The organism is Reella acinonychis, assembly GCF_052384575.1.
Classification (GTDB): domain Bacteria; phylum Pseudomonadota; class Gammaproteobacteria; order Enterobacterales; family Pasteurellaceae; genus JBQSUQ01.
Window position 1 is genome coordinate 18735 of sequence record NZ_JBQSUQ010000003.1, and the last position, 21694, is coordinate 40428.

Below are 21694 nucleotides of genomic sequence, written 5' to 3' on the forward strand. Positions count from 1 at the left end.
TGATTGAATGCAGTTTATTGAAAATATCAAAGAAGATTATCGCCGTTGGGCAACTATGACCCCAAATAATTTACTTTATGATCGCACTTTAATGTGGTTATTTGTTATTTTGTTATTAGTTGGGTTAATTGCGGTAACTTCGGCTTCAATTCCTGTGGGTTCAAGACTGCATAATGACGCTTTTTATTTTGCTAAACGAGATGCGGCTTATATCGCCGTTTCTATTTTTACCTGTTATTTCTTTATGAAAATTCCAATGGATCGTTGGCAGAAATGGCATGTACATATTTTCTTTATTGCTCTTGCGCTGCTTATTTTAGTAGCCATCCCGGGAATTGGTAAAAGCATAAATGGAGCGCGCCGTTGGATTCCATTGGGTATTATCCAATTCCAGCCTGCTGAATTTGTTAAATTAGCACTGATTTGTTTTTTAGCGGGTTATTTTACCCGTCGTTACAATGAAGTGCGTAGTCGTAAGTTAAGTTCTGTAAAACCTTTTCTCGTAGTCGGTTTATTCGGACTATTCTTATTAAAACAACCCGATTTAGGCAGTACCATTGTATTATTTGTGATTACTTTTGGCTTACTCTTTATTGTTGGTGCGCATTTCTTACAATTTTTAGGTTTGATTGTTCTTGGTATTTTTCTTTTTATTGTACTCGTATTGAGCTCGCCTTATCGTATCGATCGTATGACTAGTTTTATGGAACCTTTTAAAGATCCTTATGGTAAAGGTTTCCAGTTATCAAATTCCTTAATGGCGTTTGGACGTGGCGAATTTACGGGCGAAGGGCTAGGTAACTCAATTCAAAAATTGGAATATTTACCTGAAGCCCATACTGACTTTGTTATGGCAGTGGTTGGCGAAGAGTTTGGCTTACTTGGCGTATTATTTATTGTATTTTTATTAGCGCTACTTATTTTCAAAGCCATGAAAATTGGTAAAGAGTCTCTCTTGCTAGAACAACGTTTTAAAGGATTCTTTGCTTTTGGTATCAGCTTTTGGATCTTCTTCCAAGGCTTTGTCAATTTAGGTATGGCGTTAGGTTTGCTACCAACTAAAGGATTAACTTTTCCTTTAGTGAGTTATGGTGGTTCAAGTTTGATTATTATGTCGATAAGTATTGCGATCTTGTTACGTATTGATCACGAAAATCGCCTAATGAGAGGCGGACAAGCTCGATTAAGGGATGATTAAGTAAATTATGCAAAATAATTCAGAAAAAAAACGTTTATTAGTTATGGCTGGAGGCACTGGTGGACATGTGTTTCCAGCTATTGCTGTTGCACTGTATTTACAGCAACAGGGGTGGGAAATTTGTTGGCTTGGTACCGCAGACCGTATGGAAGCACAGCTTGTGCCCAAACATGGTATTCCGATTAAATTTATTCAAATTTCAGGGTTACGTGGCAAAGGAATAAAAGCCTTATTAAAAGCACCATTTGCCATTACCAAAGCAGTATTACAAGCAAGAGAAATTATTAAAGATTACAAACCACATGCGGTTTTAGGGATGGGGGGATATGTTTCAGGACCGGGTGGCATTGCGGCAAAACTTTGTGGCGTGCCAGTCATTCTACATGAGCAAAACGCAGTAGCTGGCTTAACGAATCGTTGGTTAGCCAAAATTGCAAAATCAGTGTTACAAGCTTTTCCAACTGCTTTTCAACAAGCAGAAGTCGTAGGGAATCCAGTGCGTGCTGAATTATTTACAATGCCAGAACCACAGCAACGTTTTGTACAATCAGAAGGTAGATTAAAATTATTAGTAGTAGGAGGAAGTCAGGGCGCACGCGTTTTAAATCAATGCATTCCTCAAGTGGTTGCTCGTTTAGCGGATAAATTAGAAGTTCGCCATCAAGTTGGTGCTAACGCGGTAGAAATGGTAGAATCACTTTACGATGAACAAAGCAAAAGTGCGGTTAAAATTACCGAATTTATTGACAATATGGCTGAGGCTTATGCTTGGGCTGATTTAGTTATTTGCCGTTCTGGTGCTTTAACAGTCTGTGAATTAGCTGCGGTGGGAACGCCTGCGATTTTTGTTCCGTTCCGACACAAAGACAGACAACAGTATTTGAACGCCAAATATTTGGCTGATGTAGGTGCGGCTAAGATTGTAGAACAGGCTGATTTAAATGCAGATATTTTGGTGGATTTAATTAATCAGTTAGATCGTGAGAAATTGTTACAGATGGCAGAGCGAGCGAAAGCTATGGCTACGCCTCATTCTGCACAACGCGTAGCAGAAGTGATTATGGCGAATGCGAACTAACGAGTAAATAAAGTGAGAAAATAAATGAAACAACGACAAGAAAAAATTAGACAGGCAGTGCCAAGTATGCGCCGCGTAAAACAAATTCATTTTGTGGGAATTGGCGGTGCAGGGATGGGCGGTATTGCTGAAGTGCTATTGAATGAAGGCTATACCGTAACAGGTTCTGATATTGCAGAAAGTGCGGTGACAAATCGTTTAATTTCTTTAGGTGCAAAGATTTATTTTTCTCATCAAGCGGAAAATGTGCTTAATGCGAGTGTTGTAGTAGTTTCAAGTGCCATTAAACAAGATAATGTGGAAGTGGTTGCGGCACATGAAAAGCGCATTCCTGTCATTCAACGCGCGCAAATGTTAGCAGAAATTATGCGTTTCCGTCATGGTATTGCTATTGCGGGAACACATGGCAAAACCACAACAACGGCAATGATCTCAATGATTTATACTCAAGCAGGATTAGATCCAACTTTCGTTAATGGTGGTTTAGTCAAATCCGCAGGCACTAATGCGTATTTAGGTGCAAGCCGTTATTTAATTGCAGAAGCAGATGAAAGTGATGCTTCTTTCCTACATTTACAGCCAATGGTTTCTGTGGTGACTAACATTGAGCCAGATCATATGGAAACTTACCATGGCGATTTTGAAGAAATGAAACGCACTTATGTGAATTTCTTACATAATTTACCATTTTATGGTTTAGCTGTTATGTGTGCGGATGATAATGTGCTAATGGATTTAGTGCCTCAAGTGGGACGCCAAGTGATTACTTATGGTTTTAGCGAAAAAGCAGATTATCGTATTGAAAATTATGAACAAACTGGTTTTCAGGGACATTATGATGTGGTTACGCCAACTGGCGAGCGCATTAACGTATTGCTCAATGTACCTGGAAAACACAATGCGTTAAATGCTACAGCTGCTTTAGCGGTAGCAAAAGAAGAAGGCATTGATAATGTAGCGATTTTAGCTGCTTTAGCGGATTTCCAAGGTGCAGGTCGTCGTTTCGATCAATTGGGTGAATTTATTCGTCCAAATGGAAAAGTGATGTTGGTGGATGATTATGGTCATCACCCAACAGAAGTGGGCGTGACTATTCAAGCGGCTCGCTCTGGTTGGACTGATAAACGCATTGTGATGATTTTCCAACCACATCGTTATTCGCGCACTCGAGATTTATTTGACGACTTTGTACAAGTGTTATCACAAGTCGATGCGCTGATTTTATTAGATGTGTATGCGGCTGGCGAGCAACCTATTGCTGGGGCGGATAGCCGTTCTTTAGCTCGTTCCATCCGCAATTTAGGCAAAGTTGATCCAATCTTTGTAGCTGATCATAATCAGCTAGCAGAAATTATGGATCAAGTTTTACAAGATGGCGATTTGATTTTGTCGCAAGGTGCTGGCAATGTGACCAAACTTTCTCGTCAATTAGCAGAACAATGGAGTAAAGCGTAATAGACCGCGCTTAGTGAATCGATAATTCAGGATTAATAAAAATGAAACAATTAAAACAACAAAAAATCGCAGTATTATTAGGCGGAACTTCTGCTGAACGAGATGTGTCATTAAATTCTGGTGCTGCGGTATTAGATGCTTTGCGTAACCAAGGTTACGATGCTCATCCAATTGATCCAAAAGAAGTGGAAGTAGCGACATTAAAACAACAAGGATTTGACCGCGCTTTTAATATTTTGCATGGACGTGGTGGTGAAGATGGTGTTGTGCAAGGAGTTTTAGAACAAATTGGTTTACCTTATACCGGCTGTGGTGTGATGACTTCGGCATTAACCATGGACAAAATGCGCACAAAAATGTTGTGGAAAGGTTTTGGTTTGCCTATTGCGGATATGGAAATTGTCACAAAAGACACCGCGCTTTCTTTAGATCCTGAAGCTGTGGTAGCGCGTTTAGGTTTACCTTTAATGGTGAAACCATCTCGCGAAGGTTCAAGTGTTGGCTTGACTAAAGTTAAGGCTGTAACCGAATTAAAACAGGCTGTCGATATTGCTTTGCAGCATGATGATACGGTGCTAATCGAAGAATGGTTGGCCGGTGACGAATTGACGGTGCCAGTTTTAGGTGGCGAAGTGTTGCCTGCGGTACAGATCGTACCTGAAGGCGAATTTTATGATTATAATGCTAAATATATTTCAGATAACACAAAATACATTTGCCCAATGCCTTTAAGTGAGGAACGTTGGCAAGAATTAAAAACCTTAGTGAAACGAGCTTATGATGTGGTTGGTTGTCGTGGTTGGAGCCGTATTGATGTGATGACAGACGCACAAGGTCGTTTTCGTTTAGTAGAAGTGAATACAACGCCGGGCATGACAAGTCATAGTTTATTTCCAAAATCAGCAGCAACAGTAGGATATTCATTTGAACAGCTTGTTGAACGAATTTTGGAGTTGAGTGTTTAATGGCTGTAATTAAGCATAAACCAAAACAAAGCAGTATTAAGTTACCGCATTTTGAATGGAAAAATATTATTCAAGTAAAACCATTGTTATTATTGTTTTCTTGCGTTATGGCTTATTATGTTTATGCAAACTGGAATAGTTGGTTAGAAAAACTGGATGATCGCCCAATTAGTTCTTTCGCTTTATTAGGTAAACCGCAATATACTACCCATGCGGATATTCGAGATCGTATTCTAAGTATGCTTGAGCTCAAAGGTTTCTTTGGACAAGATGTGAATAAAGTGCGCCAACAAATTGAAATGATGCCTTGGATTAAGGGGGCGGTTGTGCGCAAGATTTGGCCTGATAAAGTGAGCGTGATTGTTTCCGAATATATGCCTATTGCTTATTGGAATAAGGATCAGTTATTGTCTAGCGATGGCACAATTTTTCAATTACCTTTTGATAAATTGACCAAAACGGATATGCCGCGTTTGTTTGGACCTGATTATCAAAGTGCGGTTGTTTTAGAAGCTTGGCATAAAATTTACGCAGATCTGAAGGATAAAGCGTTAAATTTAAAAACATTATCCATTGACGAACGTGGCTCTTGGGAGGTCATGCTAGATAATGATATTATTCTCAAATTAGGAAAAGGCGAGTGGAAAAGTAAGATTGATCGTTTTGTGACTATCTTTCCACAAATTGAAGTACCTGAGAATAAAAAAATTAACTATGTTGATTTAAGATATAAAGTTGGCGCAGCGGTAAATTTTACTGATGCACGTTAAATAAGAATAGAATAGTGAAGTGATAAAATGGCAAAAATCGTAGATTCAAAAATGGTTGTAGGATTAGAAGTCGGCACCTCAAAAGTTGTGGCTATTGTAGGTGAAGTCTTGAGTGATGGTGTTATTAATGTGTTGGGCTATGGCAGTTGTCCATCGAAAGGCATTGATAAAGGTAATATCACTGATCTTAATGCTGTTGTGAAATCTATTCAGCGTGCGATTGAAAATGCGGAAGCTGTTGCTGATTGCCAAATTATTTCTGTTACTCTGTCTATTTCAGGCGAGCATATTCAGAGTTTAAACGAAAGTGGTTTTGTGCCAATTGTTGATAATGAAGTGACACAAGACGAAATCGATTCTGCTATGCATACAGCAAGTTCAGTAAAATTACCTGAAGGTTTATCCTTATTGCATGTGATTCCACAGGAATACTCAGTAGATAAGCAACAAAATATTAAAAATCCATTGGGTTTACAAGGTGTCCGTTTAACTGCGCAAGCACATTTAATTGGTTGTCATCAAGCTTGGTTAAATAATTTACAAAAAGCCGTTGAAATGTGCGGTTTGAAAGTGGATCAAATTGTCTTTTCAGGCTTAGCATCAACTTATTCTGTGCTTGATGAAGAAGATAAAGATCTTGGTGTTTGTATGATCGATTTCGGTGGTGGCTCCATGAATATCATGGTTTACACCAACGGTGCATTACGTTACAGCAAGGTTGTCCCTTATGGTGGTAATGATATTACAGATTATGTAGCGCAAAGTTTAACGACTTCTCGTGGTGAAGCGGAAAATATTAAAATTACCTATGGAAGTGCGGTCAAACCAAATGAAGATTTAGCGGAACAATTTGCTAAGAAGAGAGTCGAAGTAATGGGGTTAGGCGGAACTGCCTCTCGTACCTTTACAAAAGCACAAATTGTGGATGTAACATCAAGATGTTATAGCGATTTTTTACGTGTAGTGCAAAATGAATTAGTAAAATTACGCCATGAATTAATTGCAAAAGGCGTGAAAGCAGACCTTATTGCTGGTGTAGTACTTACGGGTGGTTCTTCAAATATGGATCAAATCGCTAAATGTGCGAGTGAAATTTTTGGCTCTCATGTTCGTATCGGCTACCCTAAAAATATTGCTGGGTTGACTGATTATGTTAATAAACCTCAATATGCAACAGTGCTTGGTTTATTACAGTATAGTTTTTATAACAATGAAGAAGATGCACCAATTTTTGGACCCTCTGTGAATGAAGACGGTATTTTAGGCAAAACTTGGGGTGGAATTAAGAAAATTTTGAATAAAGTGAAATCAGAATTTTGATAATTTCTGCTTTTTCATCTACAATAGGAAGAATTTTAGAATAATTTAAATGTTAGGGCGCCTAGCATTACGGAGAATACAAATGTTTGAACCTGTACAATATGATTTTGATGATGAAGTCGGTCGCACGCTGATCAAAGTTGTCGGTGTTGGCGGTGGTGGCGGTAATGCTGTAAACCACATGGTTGATAATATGCTCAACAACGGCGGTGTCCTTCTTGGTGAAGATACTATGATTAGTGATGAGCATGGGGAAATTATTTTCTATGCAGTCAATACTGACGCTCAAGCGTTACGTAAAAGTAAGGTTCAACAAACAGTTCAAATTGGTGCCAATACAACCCGAGGATTAGGGGCTGGTGCAAACCCTAATGTGGGGCGTCAAGCAGCTGAAGATGATCAGGACGCTATCCGTAATATGTTAGAAGGTGCTGATATGGTATTTATTGCTGCTGGTATGGGCGGTGGTACAGGTACAGGTGCTGCTCCTATCGTGGCGCAAGTAGCGAGAGAACTTGGTATTCTTACTGTTGCTGTAGTGACAAAACCTTTCTCTTTTGAAGGTAAAAAACGCATGGCGTTTGCTGAATTAGGTATTAAAGAATTATCTAAACATGTGGATTCGTTAATTATTATTCCTAACGAAAAATTATTAAAAGTATTAGGTAAAAATACAACATTAGTTCAAGCATTCTCTGCGGTAAATGATATCTTACGTAATGCGGTAAGTGGTATTTCAGATATGATTACCTCTCCAGGTTTAATTAACGTGGACTTTGCGGACGTACGTACCGTTATGTCTGAAATGGGACGTGCAATGATGGGGGCAGGTATTGCTCAAGGTTCACCAAGCGATGGTCGAGCAGAAAAAGCAGCGCAAGAAGCAGTTGCAAGTCCATTACTTGAAGATGTTGATCTCTCAGGTGCGAAAGGTGTGTTAGTAAATATTACTTCTGGCATGGATTTAGGTTTAGATGAATTCTATACAGTGGGTGATACCATTCGTGCTTTTGCATCTGAAGATGCGACTGTGGTTGTTGGTACGACTTTAGTACCAGAAATGGTAGATGAAATTCGAGTGACTATTGTTGCAACAGGAATTGGTGATGATGAACCTGTTAGTCAAATTCAACCACCTCCGCGTATTCCTCAAGACACTCCAAGTCAAGTGGAGAATAGAGTAGCTCAGGATGTGCCAGAAGTGTTGAAGAAGCCAACTAGCCTAGGCAACAATGATATTTTTAAACCTGCATTCTTACGTGGGAATAATAACTAATATAAACAACTTAAGTTTATAAAGTTGAGACAAATTATGATTAAACAAAGAACGTTAAAACAAAGTGTTAAAGTAACAGGCGTAGGCTTACATAGTGGGAATAAAGTAACCCTTAATTTACGTCCAGCTGCTGTTAATACAGGTATTGTTTATTGCCGTACAGATTTAAATCCTGCAGTAGTTTTCCCTGCGGATGCTAAAGCTGTGCGTGATACCATGCTTTGTACTTGTTTAATAAATGATGATGGCGTACGTATTTCTACTGTTGAACATTTAAATGCAGCTTTAGCAGGATTAGGTATTGATAATCTCATTATTGAAGTGGATGCGCCTGAAATTCCAATTATGGATGGTAGTGCAAGTCCATTTGTGTATCTTCTGTTAGATGCTGGCATTGAAGAACAAAATGCATCGAAAAAATTTATTCGTGTAAAACAGAAAATTCGCGTGGAAGATGGCGATAAATGGGCTGAAATTGCGCCTTATGATGGTTTCCGTTTAAATTTCACTATTGATTTTAATCATCCTGCCATTACTAAAAACTTAAGTTATTATAGTTTAGAGTTTTCCGCGCAGAATTTTGTGCACCAAATCAGCCGAGCAAGAACCTTTGCATTTATGAAGGATATTGAATATTTGCAATCCCAAGGTTTAGCATTAGGTGGTAGTTTGGATAATGCGATTGTATTGGATAATTATCGTGTATTAAATGAAGATGGCTTACGTTTTAACAATGAATTAGTGCGTCATAAAATGCTTGATTCTATTGGTGATTTATTTATGTGTGGCTATAACCTCATTGGTGAGTTTAGTGCATATAAATCTGGTCATGGTTTGAATAATAAACTATTGCGTGCCTTGTTAGAAAATCAATCATCTTGGGAATTTGTGACCTTTGAAGATAAGCAAACTGTTCCTCAAAGCTATATGGCAACACAACAAGTGTTAATTTAATTTGGTCTATAAAGAAAAAGCTATACTGCAAAGTATAGCTTTTTTTATCTAAATAAGAGGTTTATATGATTAATAATTTCTACTTTCACTTACCAACAAAAGTGTATTTTGGTCAAGGACAAATTGCTCAAATTGAACATGCCATACCGAAAAACTCTCGGGTTCTATTGACTTATGGTGGTGGTAGTATCAAATCAAATGGGGTATATCAACAAGTTATTGATGCATTACGCGAACATTATGTGGTTGAATTTGTAGGAATTGAAGCTAATCCTGAATATGAAACCTTAATGAAAGCTGTTGAAAAAGTGAAGAAAGAAAAGTTAGATTTCATTCTTGCTGTGGGTGGAGGATCTGTACTTGATGGCAGTAAGTTTATTGCTGCAGCGGTAAATTATCCAAATGATCCTTGGGAACTGATGGCTAAAAAAGCAGAAATTTACACCGCACTTCCTATCGGTTGTGTGATGACATTGCCTGCAACAGGATCAGAAATGAATGGGATTGCAGTAATCAGTCGTCGTGCTACGCAAGATAAAATCTCAATGGCCTCAGAATTCGTTAAACCTCAGTTTGCTATTTTGGATCCAACCACGACTTATTCTTTACCACCTCATCAAACAGCGAATGGCGTTGTTGATGCTTTTGTTCATACTTTAGAACAGTACCTTACTTATCCTGTTGATGGCAAAATCCAAGATTATTTTGCTGAAGGTGTATTATCAACACTTATCGCTGATGGTCCGAAATTGTTAGTTGATCCAACAAATTATAATGCACGAGCGAATGTGATGTGGGCAGCGACAATGGCATTAAATGATATTTTATCAGTGGGAATGCCAGAAGACTGGGCTTCTCATGCTATTGGCCATGAGTTAACAGCAATTCATGGCTTAGATCATGCACAAACCTTAGCTATAGTTGTCCCTGCATTATTAGAGCATCAAAAAACAGGAAAATGGGAAAAACTCGTGCAGTATGCCAAACGTGTATGGCATTATTCTGGTAATGAGGATGCACAGGCTGTGCAATTTGCTATTGATGCTACTCGTTGTTTCTTTGAGCAAATGGGCTTAAAAACGCGTCTTTCTCATTGTGGATTAGATAATAGCCAATTCCCGTTGATATTACAGAAATTTGCAGAACATAGACCTACTAAAATTGGCGAACGTAATGATATTGATGTGTCAGCGGTTGAGCGTATTTTACAAATGGCGCTGTAATCTTGTATTATAAAGACCGCACTTTTTATTTAGGATGATTTATGTCTTTGGATTTAACGGAAATTCGCCAACAAATAACGCAAATTGATCGCAGTTTATTAAAGCTATTGTCAGAGCGTCATCGTTTAGCTTTTGATGTGGCGAGAAGTAAAGAAATTACGAAGAAACCACTGCGTGATACGGAGCGTGAGTTACAGCTATTACAAGAACTGATTCAATTTTCACAGAATGAAAATTATCAACTTGAACCTCAGTATATTACACAAATATTTCAACGTATTATTGAGGATTCAGTATTAACGCAGCAAGTGTACTTGCAGAAAAAGTTGAATCAGCAACGTGAGAAAAGTATTCACATTGCTTTTTTAGGTAAAAGAGGTTCATATTCACATTTAGCTTCGCGTAATTATGCGATGCGTTATCAGGAGCAAATGGTTGAATTAAGTTGCAGCTCTTTTGAGCAAGTCTTTGAACGTGTTAAATCTGGAGAGGCTGATTTCGGTGTATTACCTTTAGAAAATACCACTTCTGGTTCTATTAATGAAGTGTACGATTTATTGCAACATACGGATTTATGTTTAGTTGGTGAGCTTGCTTATCCTATTAAACATTGCGTGTTGGTCAATGATCAGGATGATTTAGCGCAAATCGATACGTTATATAGCCATCCTCAAGTGATTCAACAATGTAGTCAATTTATCAAAGGGTTAAATCGAGTACACATTGAATATTGTGAGAGCAGTTCACACGCTATGCAGTTGGTTTCGGGCTTAAATAAACCAAATATTGCCGCATTAGGCAACGAAGATGGCGGTAATTTATATGGTTTACGTGTATTAAAAACAGATATTGCCAACCAACCTAATAATATTACACGTTTTATTGTAATTGCGCGTGAACCGCTTTCTGTATCACCTCAAATTGCAAGCAAAACGCTTTTATTGATGACAACCAGTCAGCAAGCCGGCGCATTAGTGGATGCTTTAACGGTGTTTAAACAACATCAAATTAAGATGACAAAATTAGAATCGCGCCCAATTTATGGTAAGCCTTGGGAAGAAATGTTCTATTTGGAAATTGAGGCGAATATACATCATCCTAATACGCAGCAGGCGTTGGAAATGCTTAAAAATCATAGTGAATTTTTGAAAGTGTTAGGCTGCTATCCAAGTGAGATTGTAAAACCTGTTGATGTATCTTAAGAAAAGTGCGGTCATTTTTGATTAAGTTTGAGTAAAAAAATAGGATGCGATGGCATCCTATTTTTTATGTTTAGACAATGACTTATGTTGAATACTGACATTTTTATTTTTGTCTTTGAAGTACTGCCCAATTTGTTCAGCAATATAAACAGAGCGATGTTTTCCACCTGTACAACCAATCGCAATGGTTAAATAACTGCGGTTGTTTTTTTCTAGCATAGGCAACCAGTTTTCAATAAAGGTACGTGTTTGATAGATAAAATTATGTACATCAGTATGGCGTGCTAAAAATTCAATTACAGGTTGGTCTAATCCTGTCATTGGACGAAGTGTTGGATCCCAATGTGGATTGGGCAAGAAACGAACATCAAAAACATAGTCTGCATCAAGAGGAATGCCATATTTAAAGCCGAAAGATTCCACAATAATTTTGAGTTCTTTATCATCTTTTCCACGTAAGAAATTGCGTAATTTCTCTGATAATTCATGAGTTGATAACTCGGTGGTGTCTAAAATAATATTCGCTTGTTGGAATAAGGGTTCCAGATAATCTCTTTCCGCATCAATGGCGGCTTCAAGGGATAAATCCTGGATAGATGAGAGTGGATGTGGGCGACGAGAATCACTATAACGACGGATCAAGGCGGCGCGCTCAGTATCGAGGAAAATGATTTTTATCTGATGTTCTACAGAAAGATGATTAACAATTTGTTCCAAAGAGGAAGAAGATGTTGGCAGATTACGGATATCAACACTAATTGCTGCCATTTTTTGACTTTGAGATAGAATATTCGCGAGTTCTGGTAATAATTCAATTGGCAAGTTATCAACACAATAATAGCCAATGTCTTCTAAGGTGCGTAATGCAACAGATTTACCTGAACCTGAACGACCACTAATAATGATTAATTCCATAGGATTAAATGCGTTTATTCTGTTAGAGAAATAGGGTTGTCTTCAATATGATTGTCAGCATATTCAAAAATTTGCCAAATTTCAACCGCACTTTGTGCAGCTCGGAGCTGTTTATCAAGTGCTTTATCTTTTAATTGCTCACTCAGTTCAATAAGCATCGGCGAATAAGTTTGACAAAGATTTTCAGGGATTAAAATCGCAAATATGAGATCGACTTCTCGGTTATCCGCCGCACCATAATCTATGGGATTAGCGAGTTGCAAGAAAACAGCAACAGGCTTATCCCCTTCGAGCAAACGTGCTCTTGGCATAGCTACGCCGTTACCAATAGCAGTACAGCCGAGTTTTTCTCTGCTAAATAAGCTCTCAAAACATTCAACTTCATCAAACTCAACACCAAGTTGTTGAGTTTGTTCCGCTAAAAGGCGACCTGCCATTTCGAGCGCCACTTTTTTACTTGAACAAATTACACCTTGACGAATGTATTCTGGGGTTAAAAGTGCGGTAAATTTTGCCATTGTTTTGTGATCTTTAATTACAACTTAAACTCTTCACCAAGATAAACACGTTTAACCTGATCGTTATTCATTACTTCATTCGGTGTGCCTGTCGCGATAATATGTCCTTCACTTACAATATAAGCACGTTCGCATACATCAAGGGTTTCACGTACATTGTGGTCGGTAATTAACACACCTAATCCACGATCACGTAAATCAGTAATGATTTTTTTGATATCAATAACGGAAATCGGGTCAACGCCTGCAAATGGCTCATCTAATAAAATAAATTTTGGATTAGCGGCTAATGCGCGAGCAATCTCAACGCGACGACGTTCTCCACCAGACAGCGATTGACCTAAACTGTTGCGAATATGGCCAATGTTAAATTCATCAATGAGTTCATCAGCTCTTGCGCGACGCTGTGCAGAATTGAGATCTTTGCGAATTTCCAATACTGCCATTAAATTATCATAGACACTTAAACGACGGAAAATAGAGGCTTCTTGTGGTAAATAACCAATGCCTTTTTGTGCTCGATTATGCATTGGCAATAGGCTAATATCTTCGTCATCAATTAAAATTCTGCCTTGGTCGTGTCGAACCAAACCAACTACCATATAAAATGAAGTGGTTTTACCCGCACCATTGGGACCTAATAAACCAACAATTTCATTCGAATGAACAGTAAAACTGACATCAGATACTACTTTTCTGCTTTTATAGCTTTTTGCTAAATTCTCAGCATATAAAATAGGCATGTTTTGTTACCTTATTATTTCTTTTTATTAAGTTGGTTAGGAATAAGTACGGTTTTTACGCGTGATTTTGTTGAACCATTTGCTTTCAATTGCTGTTTTTTTACATCGTAAGTAATGCGTTCGCCATTAATTTTACTGTCGAGCTGTTTCAGTTCAGCATTACCTGTCAAGGTTAAAAATTCAGCGCCTAAATCGTAATGTACTTTACTGGCTTTGCCATCAACTGGTTTGCCATCATCAAGTAATTGATGGAAAGTCACTGGGCTACCAAAAGCCTCAACAGTTTCTTTCTTATTTGAATTTTCAGGTGGGCGAGTAATCACCACTTTACTTGCTTTGATTAAAATCGAACCCTGTGTAATCACCACATTATCTGTAAATGTCACAACGCTGTTTTCCATATCCAGTGATTGATTATCAGAAACGATATTAATCGGTTGATTTGTATCACTTTTTAAAGCAAAAGTAGAAAAAGAGGTTAGCATAAGTGTGGTTAAAACTACCGCAGTTTTAGTTATTTGCTTTGTTGATTTCATAATAGGTTTTTACCTGTTCTTTTAATGTTGCAATCTGTTGTTGTAAGTTACCGGTTAATTTTAACCCTGTGGAAGTAAAATTTTGTCCATTAATTTTAACTTGTGTATCAGAACTAATATCCTGAGTAGTTAAATTAACAACGGCATTTTCTGTTTCAACACGTTGTAATTTAGATAATGGCAATAAACTTTGCAGTAATACATTTCCTTCTAAATACAACATATTATTTTTGGTTAATGTCGCTTTGTTCGCGCTGATTTTCCAGCTTTCTTTTTGCTGTGTTTTTGCGTTTTCTATATCAAAAAGATATACCAACGGCGACTCAAAGTTAGTATGACCATCGTTTTCGAAATATTCTACTTTGGGCGAATGGGCAACATATTGTTTGGCACCAGTCGGAGAATACACGATAGTTTTCATTTGCTTGCCAATATATTCAGGGCTTTCTTCTTTTTTAATTAAACCACTCAGACCTGTATCTGATTGATTTAACGAATAAAACCAACCTAATAATACCAACGCAATTACGGAGAGAATAACTGTCCAACGAATATTCATGTATTTGTTCAATGCTCTTTAAAGTTAAACGTGGAAATTATAACACAGCATTTGTTAAATGCTTATATTTATTGATTTGAATAATCTCGTTGGCCAAAAATAGCCGTACCAATACGCACCATTGTTGAACCACTACAAATAGCAGCATTGAGATCATCAGACATTCCCATTGAAAGTGTATCAATTTTCTGTGACGGGAGTACTTGTTGTAATTGGCAAAATAGCGCATACATTTTGTCAAAAACAGCTTTTTGTTGTTCCGTATTTTCCGTTGGTGCAGGAATTGCCATTAAGCCTCGCAAACACAAGTGCGGTAGATTTTCAATGTGTTTTGCTAATGCTAGCATTTCCTCAGGTTTAATCCCTGATTTACTTTGTTCATCACTGATATTAATTTGAATTAATACATTCAGTGGTGCTTTGTTTTGTGGGCGTTGCTCATTCAGACGGTCAGCAATTTTTTGACGATCAAGGGTTTGCATCCAATCGAAATTTTCGGCCACTAAACGACTTTTATTGGATTGTAATGGACCAATAAAATGCCATTCTAGTTGGATACCTTGTTGGTTGAAATAATCAATTTTTTCCACACCTTCTTGCACATAATTTTCGCCAAATGCGCATTGCCCCGCTTGGTATGCTTCAAAAATTGCTTCAACAGGTTTGGTTTTAGAAACGGCTAATAATTTGACCGCACTTTTATCACGTTCCGCTTGTGAACAAGCTTGTTCAATTTGTTGATGAATTTGGGTTAAATTGTTTTTTATTTGCATATTCGCTGGTTTGTCTTTATATTGGGAAATGTTCTACAAGTTAGAACACATTCTATCTTAATTACACTTTCGCGAGTAGGTAAATTTATGAAAAAAGCATTATTAGCATTCACTTTAGCTGCCGTTTCTGTTTCTGCTTTTGCGCATGAACATGGGCATTCTCATGCTGACAAACATAAAATGGAAGGATTAGAAGTGGCAGTTGAATTATTAGATCCTGTAAAAGGTAATACTGCTGTTGGTCATGTTTATATTACTGAATCTAAATATGGTTTAGTCTTTACACCTGAATTAACAGGGCTTACTGCAGGGTTACATGGTTTCCATATTCATGAAAATGCAAGCTGTGATGCAAAAGAAAAAGAGGGCAAATTAGTTGCTGGTTTGGCTGCTGGTGGGCATTGGAACCCAAATAAAGCGGAAGCGCATGGTTTTCCATGGTCTGATGATGCTCATTTAGGTGATTTGCCAGCATTATATGTTGATGCTGAAGGAAAAGCTGCAAATCCTGTATTGGCACCTCGTTTGAAATCCTTAGATGAAGTGAAAGGACATGCTTTAATGATTCATGCCGGTGGAGATAACCATTCAGATCATCCAGCCAAATTAGGTGGTGGCGGTGCAAGAATGGCTTGTGGCGTAATTAAATAATTGGAATTGATAAAGGATAAGCAAGAATTGAAAAATTCTTGCTTATTTTTTTATTTTCTATTTGACAATCCCATTAAATTTCGGTATTTCTAACAGTCATTCTCACGAAGGAAATATTTTATGAAAATGAACCGCACTTTCATTATTATGACCACCACCATTATGATGATTAATGGGGCGGGTTAGTGCGTAATCAAATTCGGTAAAACCCGCAACTTTCAAATAAAGTGCGGGTTTTTTTGTAGTCTTTTTTTTATTTTAAATATTCACAACATATATACATAAGGAAATTCTATGCGAGTACTCAAGTTTGGTGGCACATCATTAGCAAACCCAGAGCGATTTTTACAGGCTGCGGAGCTTATCGAAAAAGCCCATTTAGAAGAACAAGCCGCAGGCGTTCTTTCTGCTCCTGCAAAAATCACCAACCACTTAGTTGCATTATCTGAAAAAGCGACGCTTAACCAACCTACCGAATCCCATTTCACCGAAGCACTTGATATTTTCTATAATATTATCAATGGATTGCATGCTAAAAATAATCAGTTTGATTTAGAAAATACTAAAGCATTAATTGATGCGGAATTTGCACAAATTAAGCAATTAGTTGAGCAGATTCGTCAAGCAGGTAAAGTAGAAGATGCGGTTAAAGCAACGATTGATTGTCGTGGTGAGAAATTATCAATTGCAATGATGAAAGCTTGGTTTGAGGCTTGTGGTTATGATGTAACTGTTATCAATCCAGTAGAAAAATTATTAGCACATGGTTCTTATTTAGAAAGCAGCGTCGATATTGAAGAATCAACAAAACGTGTGGATGCTAAATCTATTCCAACCAAAAATGTGGTACTAATGGCAGGCTTTACAGCAGGTAATGAAAAAGGTGAGTTGGTGCTTTTAGGGCGTAATGGTTCAGATTATTCTGCAGCTTGCTTAGCAGCTTGTTTAAAAGCTAATGTGTGTGAAATTTGGACTGATGTGGATGGTGTTTTCACTTGTGATCCACGTTTAGTGCCAGATGCGCGTTTACTTTCTAGTCTTTCTTATCGTGAAGCAATGGAACTTTCTTATTTCGGTGCGAAAGTCATCCATCCTCGTACAATTGGTCCATTAGTTGAACCAAAAATTCCTTGTTTAATCAAAAATACGGGCAATCCATCTGCGCCAGGTTCTGTTATTGATGGTAACGAACGTGCAAGCGAAGGTTTAGAAGTTAAAGGGATTACTAACTTAGATAATGTGGCGATGTTCAACGTATCAGGTCCAGGTATGCAAGGCATGGTTGGTATGGCTGCTCGTGTTTTCTCAACTATGTCAAAAGCGGGTGTGTCCGTTATTTTAATCACCCAATCATCTTCTGAATATAGTATTAGTTTCTGTGTACCAACTAAAGCAGTCGATAAAGCAAAATCTGCGTTAGAAGTTGAATTTGCCCATGAACTTGCAGCGAAAGATCTTGATCCTATTGAGGTAGCAGGCGATTTATCAATCATCTCTGTTGTTGGGGATGGCATGAAACAATCAAAAGGGATCGCGGCTAGCTTCTTCTCTGCATTAGCAAATGCGAATATCAGTATTGTGGCAATTGCTCAGGGGTCATCAGAACGTTCAATTTCAGCTGTTGTACCTTTAAATAAAGCAATTGAAGCAGTAAAAGCAACACACCAAGCATTATTTAATAACAAAAAAGTCGTTGATATGTTTCTTGTCGGTGTCGGCGGTGTAGGTGGCGAATTAATTGAGCAAATTAAACGCCAACGCGACTATTTGGCAAAGAAGGACATTGAAATCCGCGTTTGTGCATTAGCGAATTCCAACAAAATGTTATTAAATGAAAATGGTCTCAATTTAGAGAATTGGCAAGAGGATTTAGATAATGCAATGCAGCCATCAGATTTTGATGTGTTATTGTCATTTATTAAATTACACCATGTGGTGAATCCTGTTTTTGTTGACTGTACTTCCTCGGAAAGCGTGCCTGCCTTATATGCAAGAGCATTAAAAGAAGGTTTCCATGTTGTGACACCAAATAAGAAAGCGAATACACGTGAAATGGATTATTACAATGTATTGCGCGAGAATGCACGTAAGAACCAACGTAAATTCCTTTATGATACTAATGTAGGCGCAGGCTTACCAGTGATTGAAAATTTACAAAATTTACTTGCAGCAGGCGATGATGTGGTGAAATTCAATGGTATTTTATCGGGTTCGTTATCATTTATTTTTGGTAAGTTAGAAGAAGGTTATACTTTATCAGAAGCCACCGCACTTGCACGTGAAAAAGGCTTCACTGAGCCAGATCCTCGTGATGATCTGTCTGGTACGGATGTTGCGCGTAAATTATTAATCCTTGCACGTGAAACAGGATTGGATTTGGAACTTGAAAATATTGAAGTTGATAGCGTTTTACCAAAAGGTTTCAGTGAAGGTAAAAATGCGGATGAATTTATGGCAATATTGCCATCATTAGACGCAGAATTTAGCGCACGTGTAGAAAAAGCAAAATCCGAAGGTAAAGTGTTACGCTATGTTGGACAAATTGAGGGCGATAAATGCTCCGTTTCCATTTTTGAAGTGGATGCAGATGATCCATTGTATAAAGTGAAAAATGGTGAAAATGCTTTAGCCTTCTATACGCGTTATTATCAACCGATTCCGTTATTACTTCGTGGCTATGGCGCAGGTAACGCAGTAACTGCGGCAGGTATTTTTGCTGATATTCTGAGAACGCTAAAAGCTTAAGGATAAATTATGTTAAGAATTTATGCACCAGCATCAAGTGCAAATATTAGCGTAGGTTTTGATACATTGGGGGCGGCAATATCCCCCATTGATGGATCTTTATTAGGCGATGTCGTTCAAATTGAAGAAATTGAACAGGGTTTTGAGCTAGAAAGTGCGGGTTATTTTGTGCGTAAATTACCCAAAGAACCGCAAAAGAATATCGTTTATCAAGCCTATGTTCTTTTTAGTGAACGAGTAAAATTGCGTGGCGTTACGGTTAAACCGCTACGTTTAACCTTAGAAAAAAATATGCCAATAGGTTCAGGGCTTGGCTCAAGCGCTTGTTCTATTGTAGCTGCATTGGTGGCTCTCAATCGTTTTCATAATGATCCTTTCTCTAAAATGGAATTATTGGAAATGATGGGGGAATTAGAAGGTCGTATTTCTGGCTCCATTCATTATGATAATGTTGCGCCTTGCTATTTAGGCGGCGTGCAATTAATGGTAGAGAGTTTGGGAAATATCAGTCAAACATTACCATTCTTTGATCATTGGTACTGGGTGCTTGCTTATCCGGGGATTGAAGTCTCCACTGCCGAAGCACGCGCGATTTTGCCAAAAAGCTATACTAGACAAGATATGATTTCTCATGGGCGTCATTTAGGCAGCTTTGTTCATGCTTGTCACACAGGGCAAGATGTACTTGCTGCGTTGATGATGAAAGATGTGATTGCGGAACCTTATCGAGCCACTTTATTGCCAAATTTTGCTGAAGTCAAACAAGCGACGCGCGATTTAGGTGCTTTAGCTAGCGGTATTTCTGGTTCAGGACCAACCATGTTTAGCATTGCGGCAGATTTACAAACCGCAACCAAAATTGCCAACTATTTGGAAGCACATTATTTACAAAATAACGAAGGTTTTGTGCATATTTGTCGAGTGGATAATGCAGGGGCAAGGGAGATTGCGTAAAATGTTCAAAAAATTGACCGCACTTTTTTGAATATAAACACTAGAACGGATTATGTAAGGCGATTTCAATCTGTGGAATGATAGAAATGAATTTGCCTATTGCGATACATTAAAATAATTTAAGGAACAATAATGAATTTATATAACATCAAGCACCCAGAGGAAAAAGTGAATTTTAGCCAAGCGGTGCGTCAAGGATTAGGTAAGGATCAAGGATTATTTTTCCCTGAAAATATACCGCACTTTGATGATATTAATGCGCTATTAGATTTGCCATTAGTGGAACGTAGCCAAAAAATTCTTTCTGCTTTCATTGGCGATGAAATTCCAGCGGATAAATTAAATGCAATGGTTAAAAATGCATTCACTTTTCCAGCGCCAGTTGCCAAAGTGGAAGAGCATATTTATGCCTTAGAATTATTTCATGGACCAACGTTAGCGTTTAAAGATTTTGGTGGACGCTTTATGGCACAAGCGCTAGCAACCGTTCGTGGTGATGGCAAAATCACGATTTTAACCGCGACTTCAGGTGATACAGGGGCTGCGGTAGCGCATGCGTTTTACGGTTTAGATAATATTGAAGTGGTGATTTTATATCCAAAAGGAAAAATCAGCCCATTACAAGAAAAATTATTCTGTACCCTTGGTGGCAATATTCGTACCGTTGCCATCAATGGTGATTTTGATGATTGCCAAGCTTTAGTGAAACAAGCATTTGATGATGTGGAATTGCGTCAAACTATTGGTTTGAACTCTGCGAACTCCATCAATATTAGCCGTTTATTAGCGCAAATTTGCTATTATTTTGAAGCAGTTGCCCAGTTACCAAAACAAGAACGTGAAAATGTAGTGGTTTCTGTACCAAGTGGCAATTTTGGTAATCTCACAGCGGGTTTAATTGCGAAAAGTTTAGGTTTACCAATTAAACGTTTCATTGCATCAACTAATGCAAATGATACTGTTCCACGCTATTTGTCAACAGGTGAATGGGCACCGAATGCTACAGTTGCGACACTTTCAAACGCAATGGATGTGAGTCGTCCAAATAACTGGCCTCGTGTGGAAGAATTATTTAAACGCAATGGGTGGCAACTTAAGGAATTGGGCGCGGCTGCATTGAGTGATGCTGAAACCGAGCAAACCTTAAAAGCGCAATATGCGACAGGTTATTTATGTGAGCCTCATGGTGCCATTGCTTATCAAGCGTTGAAAGATCAGCTACAAGCAGATGAAACGGGTATTTTCTTATGTACTGCGCATCCAGCGAAATTCAAAGAAAGTGTAGAGCGAATTTTAAATATTGAGCTACCTTTACCAGAAGCATTGGATAAGCACAATAAATTGCCATTGCTTTCCGATGAAATGGAAAATGATTTTGCTTCCTTGCGAGCTTACTTATTGAAATAATTTGGGATGAATGAAAAGTGCGGTCAAAAAAAGGAAAATTTTGACCGCACTTTATTTTTGTCGCTATACTAACCCACATAATTTGTAATAAAGGAATGTAATATGATCACCGTTTATGGCATTAAAAATTGCGATACTGTAAAGAAAGCATTGAAATGGTTGGCTGATAATAATATTGAACATCAACTACATGATTTTCGTGTAAATGGATTAGATGAAGCTTGGCTGTTGCAAGCGGAAAGCCAATTTGGTTGGGAAAGTTTAGTCAACAAACGCAGCACCACTTGGCGTAATTTGTCTGAGGAAATTAAAAATAACCTTAATCGTGAAAGCGCGCTAAAAGTGTTAACTGAGCAACCGACCTTGATTAAACGCCCTATTATTTTACAAGATGGTAAAGCATTAATGGGTTTTGATGTGAAGCAATATGAAGCGGCTTTTGCTTAAAAGTG

General features: G+C 38.0%; 21 protein-coding genes. 15 read left to right on the forward strand and 6 right to left on the reverse strand.

Features of this window, described 5'->3' with window-relative positions:
* Positions 1-7 precede the first annotated feature (7 nt).
* The 10 genes from ftsW to ACT2CV_RS00965 all read left to right on the forward strand — a co-directional run bounded on the left by ftsW (position 8) and on the right by ACT2CV_RS00965 (position 11441).
* The gene (gene ftsW / locus ACT2CV_RS00920) at positions 8-1198 is read left to right on the forward strand and encodes a putative lipid II flippase FtsW (protein WP_464973741.1); all 1191 of its coding nucleotides are present in this window, start codon (positions 8-10) and stop codon (positions 1196-1198) included.
* Positions 1199-1205: 7 nt separating this feature from the next.
* Positions 1206-2276 carry an undecaprenyldiphospho-muramoylpentapeptide beta-N-acetylglucosaminyltransferase gene (gene murG, locus ACT2CV_RS00925; RefSeq protein ID WP_464973742.1) on the forward strand — a complete coding sequence of 357 codons (1071 nt, stop codon included), beginning with the start codon at positions 1206-1208 and terminating at the stop codon, positions 2274-2276.
* 24 nt (positions 2277-2300) lie between these two features.
* Entirely contained in the window at positions 2301-3731 is a 1431-nt protein-coding gene (gene murC / locus ACT2CV_RS00930) for a UDP-N-acetylmuramate--L-alanine ligase (RefSeq protein ID WP_464973743.1), read from the forward strand.
* 41 nt (positions 3732-3772) lie between these two features.
* Positions 3773-4696 (forward strand): D-alanine--D-alanine ligase, encoded by a 924-nt coding sequence (locus tag ACT2CV_RS00935; protein ID WP_464973744.1) that lies wholly within the window; start codon positions 3773-3775, stop codon positions 4694-4696.
* Positions 4696-5466, forward strand: coding sequence for a cell division protein FtsQ/DivIB (locus ACT2CV_RS00940; protein ID WP_464973745.1), 771 nt, complete (start codon positions 4696-4698; stop codon positions 5464-5466). Before ACT2CV_RS00935 ends, ACT2CV_RS00940 begins: the two co-directional genes overlap by 1 nt.
* A 27-nt stretch (positions 5467-5493) precedes the next feature.
* Entirely contained in the window at positions 5494-6786 is a 1293-nt protein-coding gene (gene ftsA, locus ACT2CV_RS00945; RefSeq protein ID WP_464973746.1) for a cell division protein FtsA, read from the forward strand.
* 82 nt (positions 6787-6868) lie between these two features.
* Positions 6869-8062, forward strand: coding sequence for a cell division protein FtsZ (gene ftsZ / locus ACT2CV_RS00950; protein ID WP_464973747.1), 1194 nt, complete (start codon positions 6869-6871; stop codon positions 8060-8062).
* Between the two features lie 36 nt (positions 8063-8098).
* On the forward strand, positions 8099-9016 hold the full coding sequence (lpxC, locus tag ACT2CV_RS00955; protein ID WP_464973748.1) for a UDP-3-O-acyl-N-acetylglucosamine deacetylase: 918 nt from the start codon (positions 8099-8101) through the stop codon (positions 9014-9016).
* A gap of 68 nt (positions 9017-9084) precedes the next feature.
* Positions 9085-10239 (forward strand): iron-containing alcohol dehydrogenase, encoded by a 1155-nt coding sequence (locus tag ACT2CV_RS00960; RefSeq protein ID WP_464973988.1) that lies wholly within the window; start codon positions 9085-9087, stop codon positions 10237-10239.
* A 41-nt stretch (positions 10240-10280) separates the two neighbouring features.
* Positions 10281-11441, forward strand: coding sequence for a chorismate mutase (locus ACT2CV_RS00965; protein WP_464973749.1), 1161 nt, complete (start codon positions 10281-10283; stop codon positions 11439-11441).
* 57 nt (positions 11442-11498) lie between these two features.
* On the opposite strand, the gene rapZ is transcribed toward ACT2CV_RS00965, so the two are convergent.
* The 6 genes from rapZ to ACT2CV_RS00995 form a co-directional block, all read right to left on the reverse strand.
* A complete protein-coding gene (gene rapZ, locus ACT2CV_RS00970) occupies positions 11499-12356 on the reverse strand; it encodes an RNase adapter RapZ (protein ID WP_464973750.1) in 858 nt (285 codons plus the stop codon).
* A gap of 14 nt (positions 12357-12370) precedes the next feature.
* Entirely contained in the window at positions 12371-12874 is a 504-nt protein-coding gene (locus ACT2CV_RS00975) for a PTS sugar transporter subunit IIA (protein ID WP_464973751.1), read from the reverse strand.
* 17 nt (positions 12875-12891) lie between these two features.
* Entirely contained in the window at positions 12892-13617 is a 726-nt protein-coding gene (lptB, locus tag ACT2CV_RS00980; RefSeq protein ID WP_464973752.1) for an LPS export ABC transporter ATP-binding protein, read from the reverse strand.
* 14 nt (positions 13618-13631) lie between these two features.
* Positions 13632-14153 carry a lipopolysaccharide transport periplasmic protein LptA gene (lptA, locus tag ACT2CV_RS00985; protein WP_464973753.1) on the reverse strand — a complete coding sequence of 174 codons (522 nt, stop codon included), beginning with the start codon at positions 14151-14153 and terminating at the stop codon, positions 13632-13634.
* Entirely contained in the window at positions 14128-14712 is a 585-nt protein-coding gene (lptC, locus tag ACT2CV_RS00990; protein ID WP_464973754.1) for an LPS export ABC transporter periplasmic protein LptC, read from the reverse strand. Before lptC ends, lptA begins: the two co-directional genes overlap by 26 nt.
* Positions 14713-14780: 68 nt before the next feature.
* Positions 14781-15485 carry a YggS family pyridoxal phosphate-dependent enzyme gene (locus ACT2CV_RS00995; protein WP_464973755.1) on the reverse strand — a complete coding sequence of 235 codons (705 nt, stop codon included), beginning with the start codon at positions 15483-15485 and terminating at the stop codon, positions 14781-14783.
* 87 nt (positions 15486-15572) lie between these two features.
* On the opposite strand from ACT2CV_RS00995, the gene sodC reads away from it, so the two are divergent.
* From sodC to ACT2CV_RS01020, 5 genes are all read left to right on the forward strand, one after another.
* Positions 15573-16136 (forward strand): superoxide dismutase [Cu-Zn] SodC, encoded by a 564-nt coding sequence (gene sodC, locus ACT2CV_RS01000; RefSeq protein ID WP_464973756.1) that lies wholly within the window; start codon positions 15573-15575, stop codon positions 16134-16136.
* Positions 16137-16430: 294 nt separating this feature from the next.
* Positions 16431-18881, forward strand: coding sequence for a bifunctional aspartate kinase/homoserine dehydrogenase I (gene thrA / locus ACT2CV_RS01005; RefSeq protein WP_464973757.1), 2451 nt, complete (start codon positions 16431-16433; stop codon positions 18879-18881).
* A 9-nt stretch (positions 18882-18890) separates the two neighbouring features.
* Entirely contained in the window at positions 18891-19835 is a 945-nt protein-coding gene (gene thrB / locus ACT2CV_RS01010) for a homoserine kinase (protein WP_464973758.1), read from the forward strand.
* A gap of 132 nt (positions 19836-19967) precedes the next feature.
* Positions 19968-21242, forward strand: coding sequence for a threonine synthase (gene thrC, locus ACT2CV_RS01015; RefSeq protein ID WP_464973759.1), 1275 nt, complete (start codon positions 19968-19970; stop codon positions 21240-21242).
* 102 nt (positions 21243-21344) lie between these two features.
* Complete coding sequence (locus tag ACT2CV_RS01020; protein ID WP_464973760.1) at positions 21345-21689, forward strand: ArsC family reductase; 345 nt, start codon at positions 21345-21347, stop codon at positions 21687-21689.
* The last annotated feature ends 5 nt before the right edge of the window (positions 21690-21694 follow it).